Genomic DNA, 14,221 nt, shown 5'->3' on the forward strand with positions numbered 1-14,221 from the left:
GCAATTGCTAAATAGAAAAAGATTATTATGGCAACAATTACATTAAGACCAGATGTATATGACAAAGCGGCAATCTTTGCAAGAAAAGATAAACTTAATATTGAGGATTGGGTAAATAAAATCCTGCAAAAAATTGTTGTTGATATATCTGAAAAGGAAGATATGAAAGCTCCTGCTGAGTCAAAAATGTTCAGTTGGGAAGAAATGGGCGGCATGTTCGCTTCAGATAAAAGTGATAAAGAACTGCGTGATGAGTATCTGGAAGAAAAATATGGGATATGAAAATCTTTTGTGATACCAATATTATAACGGAATTTTTAGAAAAAAGACTTCTGTTTGATGCTGTGGCTAAAATTCTTACCTTGGCATCTACTAGTCATACTTTGTTCTTGTCTGAAGGAGGATTCTACACCATCACTTTTCTCGTGGATAAACAATTACGAAGAATGAGTATCTACAATCCTGAACGTTTAGTACAGGAAAGGAAAATTCTGCTCCGCATTCTTGACACTTTCCAAATTTCGTCTGCTTCAAGATTTGGACTGAAACAAGGAGTTGAGGATGAAAACTTTAGAGATTTAGAAGATAGTTATCAATACCAGGCGGCTATTAATTGTGGTGCTGACATTTTGTTGACTATCAATGTTAAAGACTTCGTTGGTGTCTCAGATAATAAACGAATCAAAATAATGACTCCCCAGTCTTTTGTTGATGAGTTTCTTTCTAATACGCCTAGCTGACTTACTAGCCTGCGTTTATGTTCTTAAAACTAAAAAAGGGTGTGTCATAACAGCATGACACACCCTTTTTTAGTAATTTTCTAAGTATAGACATCTATATCCTCTGGCTTCGGCTAGATGTGGAAATCTACCAACTTCAGCCATCGCTTGACATCAAACGACGGACAGTCTTTGTGAACGTTCGGCAAATCGCGGTGGCCCAGTATCTCTGCATCAGGATAGGAGAGGCAGAGGCTCTCCAGAAGCGAATACAGAGACTGATTCTGAGCTGGAGTACGCGTATCGGCAGGCTTGCCGTTCTTGTCGAGACCTCCCTCATAACAGATGCCGATGCTGTGGGCATTGTAATGACGGGCATGGGCTCCGACTTCCGATTCCGGACGACCCGGATATACCACACCATCCTTCGTGATGTAATAATGATAGCCGATACTCTTGAAACCGCGGGCAAGATGGCAGGCCTCCAACTGCTCGAATGTGAAATCCTGAGTCACTCTCGTGGCAGAACAGTGGATCACGATGAGTGAAATGCTACGATGTTTCTGTGTCATGGCAACCTCCTTTCTTTTAGCAGTTCTGTACACAGAATGAGCTGGCTACAGCTGTTAATACCGTGATGAGGAAGTTGATGATGGTTTTCCAATTTACTTTTTTCATTTTGCTTTGTTTTTTAATGATTAATACTAAGTGGATAATGATAGTCACATGCTTGTTTTAGTGGTTGAAATTTAGTTTCAGTAAGCGTTTCTGGAAGAAGAAGGGCGGGGGAGTAACTGATGGCCCGGATACCCGTAAAAGGCAGGTTCTTGGGTCGTTATGATTTGCTGTTTATCCGTAATCGTCAGGATGAAAACCAGCCGCTTTGTGCCTTCGGAATATCCCTGTCGCCGGTCAGTTCACTCCTTCCTTCTTCTGTCGTTTCGCATATTTGAGAGACGGATCACTACTCCAGGCCGTCTCCGCTGTCGCCTGTTCCGTCGGTACTGCCGCCTTGTGATGTACCGCCGCCACCAGTGGTTCCGCCGCCCTGTGTGTTATCGCCAGTGGTGGTATCGCCTGCAGCGCTCTCGCTAGAGTTGAGGAGATCCATGGCGTTCTTGGCGTTGGCATCGAGAGAGAGCTGGGTGTTGCTGAGCTTGCCGGTAGCACGGGCTCTGAGGCGGTAGCCTTCTACAAACTTGGCGAGGCTCCACTCCTTGATGCTGGCGGCTCCCATCTTGTTGATGATGCCGATGGAGAAGATGGCAAGGTTGTCTATCTTCACTGCCTTGTTCTGGAGTACGAGCTCCTTCACACAGCTCACCATATCGGTGAGAAGGCCCTTGATGGCACCCTTCGAGAACGGGGTGTTGTGGCTCGCCATGTGTTCGGCGAGTTCATCGATACCGATGGTTTCTGTTACTACTGGTCGCGCATAATACTTGCCATACGCTTCCTTGATTGTCTTGTTCTTGTTCTTCACTAACTTGATGAGAATCATACTTTTAAAAATTTAGTTTTAGTAAAAAGCAGTCAGTGTCTCCGCCGAGACCGTTGCTGCATCAACCTCTCTGATTGACGATACAAAGATACAACATTCCCGAACCCCAACTATGCGATTTGTGCGATTTGCAGGGATTCGGGAAAAAAGGTTGAAAAAAGTGGTATTTTTTTATGGTACTGAACTTTCAACGATGTATAGCGGAGCGCAGGGATATATAGCATAAGAATTGCTTTTATCTGAAAATAAAGACATTTTATTCCGCATTATTTTGCAGATACCAACTTTTTTCGTAACTTTGCCAAAAATTCAATAAAAAGCAACAATATGAAATATCCTATAGGAATACAAGACTTTGGAAAAATCAGAGATGATGGTTATGTCTATCTTGACAAGACAGACTTGATTTATGATTTAGTACACAATGGGAATATATATTTTCTGAGTCGTCCAAGACGATTCGGAAAGTCGTTGTTGATTTCTACCCTGGAATGCTACTTCCAAGGAAAAAAAGAATTGTTTAAAGGACTTGCCATCGAACAGTTAGAAAAAGAATGGAAGCAATATCCTGTTTTTCATATTGATTTCAACGGCAAGAACTTCACACAGGCAGGCGAATTGGAAAAAACCTTGCAGACTTTTGTTGAAACCCAAGAACTGAATTATGGCAGAAACCCATTGGCCAACACCTTGGGAGACAGATTTATGGCTGTTTTGAAAGCTGCCCACGAAAAGACAGGACTTGGCGCCGTTGTCCTGATTGATGAATATGACAAACCTTTACTGGATGTTTTAGACACAGGGTTAAAGACCTTCGATTCTGAAGGCAACGAACGTTTGCTGGAAGACCGACATCGTGAAATCATGAAAGGTTTCTACAGTGTCTTCAAGGCTGCTGACAGAGATTTGAAATTCGTGCTGTTGACAGGTGTTACCAAGTTCTCGCAAGTAAGCGTATTCAGTGGTTTCAACCAACCAGATGACATCAGCATGGACGACCGCTACGAGGCTCTTTGCGGCATCACGGAAGAGGAACTGTATTCTGTCTTTGATGAGCAAATCAAGGCAATGGCTGCAAGATATAAAGTGTCTGAGGATGAGATGAAATATCGGCTCAAGCGCAAATATGACGGTTACCATTTCAGCCCAAGCATGCTCGACATCTACAATCCTTTCAGTATCTTGAACTCACTGAGCAAGAAAATCCTGAGTGATTTCTGGTTCCGTACAGGTTCGCCTACTTATCTGGTCCGCTTATTAGCTCACTTCGACGAAAACCTCAATGAACTGACAGGGAAATTTTATCCTACCAGCAGTTTTATAGATTACAAGGCGGATACAGAGGCTCCATTGCCAATGATTTACCAGAGTGGTTATCTTACCATTAAGGATTGGAACATGGATACCGATTCTTATCTCTTGGATTTTCCAAATGATGAAGTAAAAGCTGGTTTCGTAACCATGGTGGCTGCCAACTATCTGAAGCCCAAGGAATCGCCTGACGCTTGGGTCGTAGAAGTTGTTAATACGATGAAGATGGGAGATTGTGACAAATTGGAGAAACTACTCACTTCCTTCTTCGCCAGTATACCCTATAGCCAACGTCGTAAAGATGACGAGCGGGAAAAAGAGCGATACTTTCAATATACCTTCTATCTGGTGATTCGCATGATAAGCAGTTTTACCGTTCTAATAGAAAAGGAGCAAAGTGAAGGACGGGTTGATTGCATTATTGAGACCCCAATGTTTGTATATATCTTCGAATTTAAGCGTGATGGGTCAGCAACTGAAGCCTTGAAACAAATCGAGGAAAAAGGATATGTCCGTGAGTATGCTACAGACAACAGAACGATTTACCTGATAGGCTGCAATTTCTCGTCTAAGACGGGGACGATTGACGACTGGAAGTCTAAGGGCAAAAACTTGCGAAAGCTCAGTGATTTTTCAGATAAATAGTCCATATAACGCCGATGAAACAGAAAAAGCCCCACAGGAATAATACCTGTGGGGCTTGAATCAACTTAAAAAAATAAATATGATGAACTCCTTTCCGAAATTCGGCTAGATGTGGAAATCTACCAACTTCAGCCATCGCTTGACATCAAACGACGGACAGTCTTTGTGAACGTTCGGCAAATCGCGGTGGCCCAGTATCTCTGCATCAGGATAGGAGAGGCAGAGGCTCTCCAGAAGCGAATACAGAGCCTGATTCTGGGCTGGAGTGCGCGTATCGGCAGGCTTGCCGTTCTTGTCGAGACCTCCCTCATAACAGATGCCGATGCTGTGGGCATTGTAATGACGGGCATGGGCTCCTACCTCTGATTCCGGACGACCCGGATATACCACACCATCCTTCGTGATGTAATAATGATAGCCGATACTCTTGAAACCGCGGGCAAGATGGCAGGCCTCCAACTGCTCGAATGTGAAATCCTGAGTCACTCTCGTGGCAGAACAGTGGATCACGATGAGTGAAATGCTACGATGTTTCTGTGTCATGGCAACCTCCTTTCTTTTAGCAGTTCTGTACACAGAATGAGCTGGCTACAGCTGTTAATACCGTGATGAGGAAGTTGATGATGGCTTTCCAATTTACTTTTTTCATTTTGCTTTGTTTTTTAATGATTAATACTAAGTGGATAATGATAGTCACATGCTTGTTTTAGTGGTTGAAATTTAGTTTCAGTAAGCGTTTCTGGAAGAAGAAGGGCGGGGGAGTAACTGATGGCCCGGATACCCGTAAAAGGCAGGTTCTTGGGTCATTATGATTTGCTGTTTATCCGTAATCGTCAGGATGAAAACCAGCCGCTTTGTGCCTTCGGAATATCCCTGTCGCCGGTCAGTTCATTCCTTCCTTCTTCTGTCGTTTCGCATATTTGAGAGACGGATTACTACTCCAGGCCGTCTCCGCTGTCGCCTGTTCCGTCGGTGCTGCCGCCTTGTGATGTACCGCCGCCCTGTGTGGTATCGCCAGTGGTGGTATCGCCTGCAGCGCTCTCGCTGGAGTTGAGGAGATCCATAGCGTTCTTGGCGTTGGCATCGAGAGAGAGCTGGGTGTTGCTGAGCTTGCCGGTAGCACGGGCTCTGAGGCGGTAGCCTTCTACAAACTTGGCGAGGCTCCACTCCTTGATGCTGGCGGCTCCCATCTTGTTGATGATGCCGATGGAGAAGATGGCGAGGTTGTCTATCTTCACTGCCTTGTTCTGGAGCACGAGCTCCTTCACACAGCTCACCATATCGGTGAGAAGGCCCTTGATGGCACCCTTCGAGAACGGGGTGTTGTGGCTCGCCATGTGTTCGGCGAGTTCATCGATGCCGATGGTTTCTGTTACTACTGGTCGCGCATAATACTTGCCATACGCTTCCTTGATTGTCTTGTTCTTGTTCTTCGCTAATTTGATGAGAATCATACTTTTAAAAATTTAGTTTTAGTAAAAGCAGTCTGTGTCTCCGCCGAGACCGTTGCTGCATCAACCTCTCTGATTGACGATACAAAGATACAACATTCCCGAACCCCCAACTATGCGATTTGTGCGATTTGCAGGGATTCGGGAAAAAAAGGTTGAAAAAAGTGGTATTTTTTATGTTAAAATCGAAAAAAGTTTTTGTTGTATCAGGTATTTAGCGTATTTTTGCCGTAATTAGACGATTCGCATTATGGAAACAAGAAATAATATTAATGTGCGAACTTAACAATTTCCTGCCGATGCTGGTACTGCCTAAATGCATATATTGTAAAACACAGCAAACCTATGTTTATCGCCAAGACTATCAGAATCCATTTGTTTATTCTCTTGCTACAATTCTTATTATTTATTCCATAGTTACCTTATCCTTTTTCAAAGCTAATCTTTCACTTAAGATTTCCATGACATACTTGGCGAGAAGTTGACTATTGCCTTTTACATCAAATGCCATAAGGCTCTGTTCATGACAAGGAGTCATTCCTCTACCATCATCAGCTTGTTGCCAAAGTTCTAAATGAATTATGCCTGTTTGAACATTCAACTTTACTATGCAAGCCACGGATTGTTGATAGTAACTTTTCAACGAACGTTCTTTAATAAACTTCAGATAAGCGGATGTGGAATTTATTGAAGTTCGTATGACCATACTACTTTTACCCAAACAGAAAAATATCGCATTGGCCAATTCTTCCTCGGATGCTGTAGCAGGAAGAAAGATAATTGGTTTATCTTCTACTTGGCATCCCTCAAAAATCCGATAGAGAGTTATCACCTTGAAACCTTTTGATGAAAAGGAAATGCAACAAGACTTTTTTCTATGGGAATAGAGAAGTTTGCAAAGCCAAAATTTTATTCTTTTACACATAAACATAGTGAATTCATATAGAAAAATTTGATATGGTATTTTCTCTTCTTATCGTCTCCTGTTTAAATGCTCCAATTAGGGCATATTTTATAGGAATTTTTCTTTCAACAACAGTCATCATCTTGACTATATCAGCTTTTGTTAGAAAGAATATTTGCTGCTTGCTTTTATAATTAAGGCTCATATTGTCCATTTTGTTTTCTGCCTTTTTCTTCCACCTGTACGCCAAAACGAAAGCAATGGCAACGGCTAGTATTACGATAAACAATGTCTGTTGCATAATCATTTTTTTTGTATGTCTATTATAAAAATCTGCGTAAAAATATAATTAAGAATATCACAAAAAGAATAAAGCCACATCCCCATGCCCGATTTGACATTTCATTCTCAAAATTAGATAATTCTGATGTTTTCTTCGATTTACTACCTTCATAAAGGGTTCGGTAAGAAATCTTGCGATGCCTAACAAAGCGTAGCCATAGATAACGTAAGCCTGTACCGATACGAAGAATAATAATATTACTCAAATAATATCTGAAAAGTTCTTCCATATTCAATAGAAACTCTGATTTTTTCTTATCCCCTGTTGATTCTTTCCACCAATTCGTCTGGTGTAAGTATCTCCATCTTGGAGAAACCCAACCACTTTTTGCCTAAGTCCTTAATGGATGCACCTATGTGATATACATCATCGTCTATACAAAGGAAGCGGTCTTCTATACGATTGTCGGATTCTTGCAAGTGTTGCTGCATTTCCAATTGATGGTACTTCATTGTTGAAAGACGTTGGAAAGCTTCTGCATTTGTCACCATGAAACGTCTTATTGCAACAAATGCATCCATAATACGTATGCTTATACGAATAGCCGTTTCACTTCTGAGAACAGTAGAGAGCATTGCTACTCCCTGTTCTGTAAAAGCATATGAGCGAACTGTTGAGTGCTTCAAACTATTGAACCGGTCACAATTTGCGACCAGTTCTCCTTTATCTTGATGTTCTATATTCTCTGCCATATTTCTATCTTTATTTTTAAGGTCACAAATTGTGACCTTAAACGTGTTGTTACTTATTATTGCATTCAAAGGTAGTGCTTTTAGCCTTTAAGCCACTATTGCACAACCCCTTTCTTTAAAAAGAACGTAAAATCAATAGTATTATTGCGGTGATTGCACTTTTATTAATCGCTTCACTCGTTGTACAAATGAAAAAAGGAGTAAGAACATTATAGCCTTACTCCTTAATACGTATTTTATATAATGTGAATACACATTTACAACGATTTGCAAAACAGATCTTTCATCTTATCCAAATCAGGCAAAGCCTTCTGTAATTCTTCAGGCATATCCTGTTTGGTTTTATATGTCGCTACTCCCATTGGGCTGTCGTAGTTCCTTACAACAATGTCAACAAAGGCCTTGTTCATTTCTTTGCATAAAACAATACCAATAGAAGGATTTTCGTGTGGCTTTTTAACAGTAAGGTCTAATGCCTGTAGATATGTACATAGTTGTCCCAAATTTTCAGTATTGATGAAATCAAGCAAATATTCATCCTTAAACATTGATATTGTTTTCATTGATTGCTTAATGTCTGGTATCGCTTTCGGAAAATTGTTAGGCATATTGCCTTGATGGTGATATAGGTCATCTGATAAGTATTTCCGTAATACGTACTTGTTCCAATGATACAGGTTCACTTGATGTATATAGTAGATGCGCTCATCTAAAGTGGTAGTTTTATGCAAAATTTCCATATGATGAGTGAAACTAATGCCCACAAAATCCTCTATACGCAAGTCTGCTGACCCTATAGGTCTGTTAATACAAAGGAGTGTCTTTTCTCCTATTTCAACACCTTCTTCTATCTTATTTTCAAGCTGTTGTAATTGGTTCGCCAATGGCGAACCAATTGAAAGGCATTGCCATTCCTCATAGAGGATACGCATTTTCTTCAAGTTGCCTGAAGAAAAGCCTCTTAATCCTGGTAATTCACGTTGCAATCTCTCACTAATACTATCAAGAGCTTTTGCGCCCCAATGTGCTTGCTGTAAATTGATAGACACATAACGCCCTATACTTATATACAGGCGAAGAAATAGAAATCCGTGGATAAACAATAATCCACGGATTTCTATTCTTTGTCAATTCAATGAATTTCTTATATTCCATTGAAACCAGTAAGGGTCTCGTCTTTTTTTATTTCATACAAATACGTGTACCCTGTTGGAATATTATAATTTATAAATACACATTTTTTCTTATGTCTTATAGCCTTTGCGTAACTCGGAGATTTATCGTCAAATAATGTAGTCTTAAAACTATAGTACATTTTTTTTATTGGTGCGCCAAACACAAAGAGATATGTATGATTGTTAAAATCAAGTTTATTTGTATCAATAATGGCTTCTACTTTTATTGCATTATTAATTAATTTCATATTTGACAAAAGCTCTTCTTTTGTATTTACAAATTTATAAGCATCTGGATAAAATGGAGTTTTAGGTATCGGAAGCTTGTAACAAGCACTATACTTAATATAATGCTTGTTACAAATAATAAAAGATAGTCCAAAGACTATTACTACAAAACATAATTTCATATAAAGCATCCTATCTTTTGCCATTTCTCTCTCTTCTTAATGGATTATTTGAAATGTTATTGCGTTCCTCAACGAAAACCTCACCGAAAAGTACATACTCAATATGCTGCACCACCCCGCCGTTAAGGTTGGTGATGTAACTATTGCTACCCAAATGGTCTGGGGGGTAGTAGAACTGCATCTTCTCGTATGTATCGCCTTCTTGGAAGTTATTCTTTGCAGCTCTCGCTAAAGCTCGTGTCTGAGCAGCCTCCAAGCTGCCGTCATTGCAGCAGAAGCCCTTGCCATCCACATAGTCGTTGTTGTCCTCGCCATTGTACGGCACTGCAAAGGTTGCCTCCTTTTTTCTATTTTATCTGTCATATTTATATTCATTTTTCTAAAATCACAAATTGTGACTTTGAACATTACCATATTTAACAGCATTCAAAGGTAGTGCTTTTAGCCTTTAAGCCACTATTGCACAACCCCTTTCTTTGAAAAGAACGTAAAATTAATAGTTTTATTGCTGTGATTGTAGTTTTATTAACATAAAGCTCTAAAGCAGCCAAGGAGAACAAGAGCAAGGAAGCCGTGGAGACCAACAAGGACATCGAGCAGTTGTTGCTTTCCATCCAAAAGGCTTTCGATGTGCTTGTGGAAAAGAAAATGGACTTACCTATTCCTACCATTCGTGACGACACTCGTTCGCCAGCCTCATTACACTGGAGGCAGGTGTGCCGATAAGCTTGAAGAATATACGGCAGTTTTGGGAAATAGAGCCAGCTTTATTGTATTAACAGACTCTGTTGGTAATGAGCCAGAGGGTGAGACTGCAAAATTTTATGTGTTGAAAAAAGTAAAAAATATGCGACTTATAAAAAACGTTGATAGCAATTTTGCTACTCACGTTTTTTATAAGTCGTGACATATTACTTGATTATTTATTCAAAAATTCTAAACAAACCATACATTATAGACCCAAAACCAACAAAATATCCTTTAAGATAATCAATATAGTTTATTGTAAAACTCGGTGGGAAATTACGCCTGTCTTTGTATGTGATATTTAGGAATGTAATACCAAAGGATATTGCACAAATACTATCATATCTTTTAAATAAGATGGTTGTTATTCCTAAGCATATCATCAAAATTGAAAAAATCAAGTAAGTGCCATTTTTTATGGCACTTACCGACTTTTTGTGCTTAATAACAGAAAACATTATTGCAATTCCTGTTATAGACGCTAATATTCCCCAAAGACAAATATAGTTCATATTGTTTTGCTTTTATGTTATAACTAAAGAACGACTATATATTGAATTTATTGCATTGAATTGCTGTATTAATCAGAAAACGCACAATAATATGTCTATCAATGCTTTTCCATTGTCTCCCCAAGCGGGGACAACTTGGCGACACGCATATTCAAGTCATATATACTTTTCCGCCAAAGGAGCGTCTCTGCAATCCTGCTCTCCATCCTGCTTCTGTCGCGCCATTCAAATAGGCCGATTACACTGGTACATCCTACGACGATGGTGACAATCGTTATGCCAAAAGCCATCCATCGGCAGACATGTCCAGTCTGTTTCTTGCGTTCCATTTTATTGCTGATTTTAGACTTACTCTTCTGTAAATATTTTCACCTAATCATTCCATTCCTTTAACAATTTATTGTTGACATATCCAGAAAAGAATTTTTCACAAACTATATATGTAGAATCATTCATCATACGCATATAATAGTGTTCCTGTCCCATAGAATGTGTCTTAAAAAATACTAATTTGTAGCTTCCGTTTAATGGATGTGATAGAGCTTGGATTTTTACAGAATCTTTTGAACTGTACAATTCCCATGTTCCATTAGATTCTTTTATAGACTTTTGATAATAATACCAATCTTTTTTAAGAGAATCTTCATCTATGTCTTCATCTAACAATGTTTTACCTTTAAAATCTATCTCTGGTGTTCTGAGCAAAGGAAGTTCAACATTCTTATTAGAAAAATTAAAGTTTATGCTACTAAACTCAATTTTTGTATTTCTATTTATAACAAGACTGTCAAGAACCATATTCCAATACCCATATAAACGAATTTCCACTTTTTTATGCGAAAATGTACTTGTCATATATGCAATAGTTAGAATAACCACAGCAATGATAAGAAGGAATCGTTTTCTACTCTTCAATAAGAGGTTTGTATCTTTTATTTTTTGCATCATATCTTCCCATTCTTTTTAATATTTGATTTCCAAGAATTTGTATATTCTTGTCTCTTGTTGAATTATTGTATGCAAAGGTAGTGCTTTTAGCCTTTAAGCCACTATTGCACAACCCCTTTCTTTGAAAAGAACGTAAAATTAATAGTTTTATTGCTGTGATTGTAGTTTTATTAAACTCACCCTGAAAGGGATATGCATAGCGTGTTGTATGCATTCCCTTCCAGGGTGATTTTTTTATGGTTCATCCAGAAATTCGATGATTTCTGCTACTTGTTGCCGGGTGTAGAAGTGGGAAAACTTGCCGGCGTAGCCCGAACAGAGGCTCTGCTTGAGCTCGGGACACCGGTTGATCCATCTCACCAGCCGGTTGAGCGCTACCCTGGGGGTAGCGGTGGGAAAGTAGAGCATGGCGAGCTCTGCCTTCCCGTAACTTCTGTCTTCTATCATAATTTGTTCGTTTTTGAATAATAAGAAAATCCCTCCGAAAGATACGGAAATATCTCCGAAAGATAAAAAAATATCTCCGAAGCAGAATTTCCTAAAATGGGAGATCTTCGGGCGGAATATTCTCGCTGCCATCCATCTTCTGGTTGTTCTCTATCTCGTCAGGACGCATTTCTATCACCTTCCAGCCGTTGCCCGTCTTGCGGTGAATCTTCTTGAATCCCAGCGCCTCCATGAACATCGAAATATCCTTGTTCGACATCGACTGGCGGAAGGCGGGGTTCGTGCAGATGCGCTCCATCACATCACTCGCCGTAACAAACTTGCAGAACTCGGACGGCGTATCGGCATCAGGAACACGGTAGAACTTGTTGATGCGCTCGGCTATGTAGTTGTTTACACGGAAATAAAGATTGTGGCGCTGTATCTCCTCGTTCTCCTCCTTCGTAAACCAGTACACCCAGTCGCAAGGCTCACCCCTCCGGCGCTTCTCTATCACCTCCTGAGCCAGTGCCACGGCTTGGGAGTAGATGCCCTCGTAATTGAAGGGGAAGTCGATGGGACTCTTGATCTTCTCGATGCGCCAGATGAGGAAACGGCGGTTCTCGTCATCATCGATGATATGAATCTCATTGCTCGTGGCACAGAACCCCGCATTGTTCTGCAGGATGCAGTCCCACTCGGCATAAGGGATTCGCATGCTGATGTTGCGCTTCGTGATGTTGCTCTTGAAGGAATCCAGGTTCTTGCCGCGCAGACAACTGAACTCATCGAGACACACTATCGCCTTGCTGGCACACATCTGCAGGAAATCCTTATTCTTGTAGTCGCCCGTAGAATCGTTGGCGAAATACTTGCGCAGATGGGGCGGCAGAAGATGGTCGAAAAACGTGGTCTTGAAGATGCCGCCCTTGCCTACGAAAACCATGATAGACTGGTTGGTGACATCGGGCCGAACCCAGCAAACCACCATGTTGACCAGCCATTTCTTGAAGGCATAGGCAAAATCCTCCTCCGTATGGCGGTAACCGCCGGTCTGCATCACGGTTACCCGATGGGCTAATTCTGCGATATAGTCAGTCTTCCGGTCCCATTTCGGCAGACTCTTCAGATATTCCTCCATGGGGTTGAATTCGGGACTGAAGTTACTTCTGATTACCGTATCCAGCTTTTTCTGGGTGGTACAGATGTTCTCCAGTTCCATCTTCACGAACAGGGAATTGCTCACCCGGGTATCCACTTCGGTCCAGTCGAGATATAGCTTCTCTCCGGTGTTGATGGCGCGCACTTCATACTGGTTGCTCAGCGTGTTGTGGTGCATTTCATATCGGGCTCCCAGCCATCCCAGCAGTGCTCTCATGCTGGTATAGCGTTTCTGCTCATCATCTCCCTGCTGTCTTATCTTCCAGGTTCCCAGCCGCTCGGTATGCTTGTAAATCTCCCGTGCCACCCGCTCGGTATCGGCATATTCGCCGCCAAACTTATCTGCCATGTGTTTCACAGCCTCCTCCTTTTCGGCTCCGAAACAGAGGCAGAATGTGGCGTATCTCACTACGTAGCTGTTGTGATGATGTTCCTCAAACCGCTCTTCCCAGCTCTCTGCCAGTTTGTCTACATACTGCAGAATCTCTTCGGTAGTGAGCGTTTTGGGTGGTGCCTCGTCTTCCTGTTTGCGCGGGCTTTTCTTTCTGGGTTTTTCTGCCTCTGTCTGCCTTTTCCTGTTCTGTTCCTCCTGTTGCTTTGTGGCTTTTTCGAAGTTCTCCACCTCCTCCCGGCTGATGGGGAGAACTTCTGCATTCCAGTTGAAGTAAGCCTCGGGGTCGTAAGCCAGTCCGCAGCTTCTCACCATGTCCTGGCATTGCTTGTCGCAGCTGATACCCAGCAGTTTGTCGTAGATGCTCATGGCTTTCTGTATGGCGAGCTGGTGGAGTTCGGTGGCAGTGAGATTGCATCCTTCAGGCCGCATATATCTGAGCAGGATGCGGAATCCCTTGCCCGAGACGGTGATGTAGAAGACCATGGTGAAGGGGATTTTCCGGGCGGTCTGTCTGAGTGCCGCGATGTTTTTTGGGGGCACGTCGTCATAATCGAGCATCAGCCAGTAGGTTTCCTTCCTGAAGTCAGTCAGCTTCTTGGAGCTTCCCTTGAGTTGCACGCTGGGTGTGATGCAGGGCAGCCTGTGCTTGATGTCCTCTGCCGTTCTCTTGTCCACCTTTATCATCGACCTGTAGCCTTCGGTATTGGTTTTCACCGGTGCCGAATGCATGATGTTGTACTCCAGCACCGCTCTGTTGGGGAGAGGCTTGCTGGTAGAGGTCTTCAGAGTCTGGAAAAAAGAGGGCAAGACCTCTTTCTCCTGTTCTGTTTCCGGGTTCTTTCCGGTCTCGTTTGTGGGTTTAATCTCTTTCATTTCTTTTTG

The 14,221-nt window shown here is 41.6% G+C and carries 18 protein-coding genes and 1 pseudogene; 3 read left to right on the plus strand and 16 right to left on the minus strand.

Annotated features, from left to right (window positions below):
• The first annotated feature begins 27 nt into the window (after nt 1-27).
• Nucleotides 28-282, plus strand: a complete 255-nt coding sequence (locus KUA46_RS04240) for a hypothetical protein (RefSeq protein ID WP_117586890.1) — start codon at nt 28-30, stop codon at nt 280-282.
• Complete coding sequence (locus KUA46_RS04245) at nt 279-740, plus strand: hypothetical protein (protein WP_117586891.1); 462 nt, start codon at nt 279-281, stop codon at nt 738-740. Before KUA46_RS04240 ends, KUA46_RS04245 begins: the two co-directional genes overlap by 4 nt.
• Nucleotides 741-853: 113 nt before the next feature.
• Here the strand turns inward: KUA46_RS04245 and KUA46_RS04250 are convergent, their stop codons facing one another.
• From KUA46_RS04250 to KUA46_RS04260, 3 genes are all read right to left on the minus strand, one after another.
• On the minus strand, nt 854-1,291 hold the full coding sequence (locus KUA46_RS04250) for an N-acetylmuramoyl-L-alanine amidase (protein ID WP_153081464.1): 438 nt from the start codon (nt 1,289-1,291) through the stop codon (nt 854-856).
• A gap of 16 nt (nt 1,292-1,307) precedes the next feature.
• Nucleotides 1,308-1,397 carry a smalltalk protein gene (locus tag KUA46_RS04255; RefSeq protein WP_022120265.1) on the minus strand — a complete coding sequence of 30 codons (90 nt, stop codon included), beginning with the start codon at nt 1,395-1,397 and terminating at the stop codon, nt 1,308-1,310.
• Nucleotides 1,398-1,683: 286 nt separating this feature from the next.
• Entirely contained in the window at nt 1,684-2,220 is a 537-nt protein-coding gene (locus KUA46_RS04260) for a DNA-binding protein (protein ID WP_334670713.1), read from the minus strand.
• Nucleotides 2,221-2,547: 327 nt separating this feature from the next.
• On the opposite strand from KUA46_RS04260, the gene KUA46_RS04265 reads away from it, so the two are divergent.
• Entirely contained in the window at nt 2,548-4,176 is a 1,629-nt protein-coding gene (locus tag KUA46_RS04265; protein ID WP_153139703.1) for an ATP-binding protein, read from the plus strand.
• A gap of 105 nt (nt 4,177-4,281) precedes the next feature.
• On the opposite strand, the gene KUA46_RS04270 is transcribed toward KUA46_RS04265, so the two are convergent.
• The 13 genes and pseudogenes from KUA46_RS04270 to KUA46_RS04330 form a co-directional block, all read right to left on the minus strand.
• Nucleotides 4,282-4,719, minus strand: a complete 438-nt coding sequence (locus tag KUA46_RS04270) for an N-acetylmuramoyl-L-alanine amidase (RefSeq protein ID WP_006846748.1) — start codon at nt 4,717-4,719, stop codon at nt 4,282-4,284.
• 16 nt (nt 4,720-4,735) lie between these two features.
• Nucleotides 4,736-4,825, minus strand: coding sequence for a smalltalk protein (locus tag KUA46_RS04275; RefSeq protein ID WP_287799070.1), 90 nt, complete (start codon nt 4,823-4,825; stop codon nt 4,736-4,738).
• A gap of 286 nt (nt 4,826-5,111) precedes the next feature.
• Entirely contained in the window at nt 5,112-5,630 is a 519-nt protein-coding gene (locus KUA46_RS04280) for a DNA-binding protein (protein ID WP_218486485.1), read from the minus strand.
• A gap of 403 nt (nt 5,631-6,033) precedes the next feature.
• Nucleotides 6,034-6,552, minus strand: coding sequence for a hypothetical protein (locus tag KUA46_RS04285; protein WP_218486486.1), 519 nt, complete (start codon nt 6,550-6,552; stop codon nt 6,034-6,036).
• 13 nt (nt 6,553-6,565) lie between these two features.
• A complete protein-coding gene (locus KUA46_RS04290; protein WP_151200685.1) occupies nt 6,566-6,832 on the minus strand; it encodes a hypothetical protein in 267 nt (88 codons plus the stop codon).
• 296 nt (nt 6,833-7,128) lie between these two features.
• Nucleotides 7,129-7,566 (minus strand): hypothetical protein, encoded by a 438-nt coding sequence (locus tag KUA46_RS04295; RefSeq protein ID WP_153139167.1) that lies wholly within the window; start codon nt 7,564-7,566, stop codon nt 7,129-7,131.
• Between the two features lie 257 nt (nt 7,567-7,823).
• Nucleotides 7,824-8,669: a PDDEXK nuclease domain-containing protein gene (locus KUA46_RS04300; RefSeq protein ID WP_153139165.1), complete on the minus strand. Its 846-nt coding sequence runs from the start codon at nt 8,667-8,669 to the stop codon at nt 7,824-7,826.
• 41 nt (nt 8,670-8,710) lie between these two features.
• Complete coding sequence (locus tag KUA46_RS04305) at nt 8,711-9,175, minus strand: hypothetical protein (protein ID WP_218486487.1); 465 nt, start codon at nt 9,173-9,175, stop codon at nt 8,711-8,713.
• Nucleotides 9,176-9,191: 16 nt separating this feature from the next.
• Nucleotides 9,192-9,482 (minus strand): annotated as a pseudogene (locus KUA46_RS04310) (RHS repeat-associated core domain-containing protein); the annotation flags it as partial.
• 592 nt (nt 9,483-10,074) lie between these two features.
• A complete protein-coding gene (locus KUA46_RS04315; RefSeq protein WP_218486488.1) occupies nt 10,075-10,410 on the minus strand; it encodes a hypothetical protein in 336 nt (111 codons plus the stop codon).
• A 372-nt stretch (nt 10,411-10,782) separates the two neighbouring features.
• Complete coding sequence (locus KUA46_RS04320; protein WP_153139159.1) at nt 10,783-11,358, minus strand: hypothetical protein; 576 nt, start codon at nt 11,356-11,358, stop codon at nt 10,783-10,785.
• A 234-nt stretch (nt 11,359-11,592) separates the two neighbouring features.
• The gene (locus KUA46_RS04325) at nt 11,593-11,805 is read right to left on the minus strand and encodes a DUF4248 domain-containing protein (protein WP_006846744.1); all 213 of its coding nucleotides are present in this window, start codon (nt 11,803-11,805) and stop codon (nt 11,593-11,595) included.
• Between the two features lie 91 nt (nt 11,806-11,896).
• Entirely contained in the window at nt 11,897-14,212 is a 2,316-nt protein-coding gene (locus tag KUA46_RS04330; protein WP_218486490.1) for a BT4734/BF3469 family protein, read from the minus strand.
• Between the last annotated feature and the right edge of the window lie 9 nt (nt 14,213-14,221).

The organism is Segatella copri, assembly GCF_019249765.2.
In the GTDB taxonomy this organism is placed as follows: Bacteria; Bacteroidota; Bacteroidia; order Bacteroidales; family Bacteroidaceae; genus Prevotella; species Prevotella copri_K.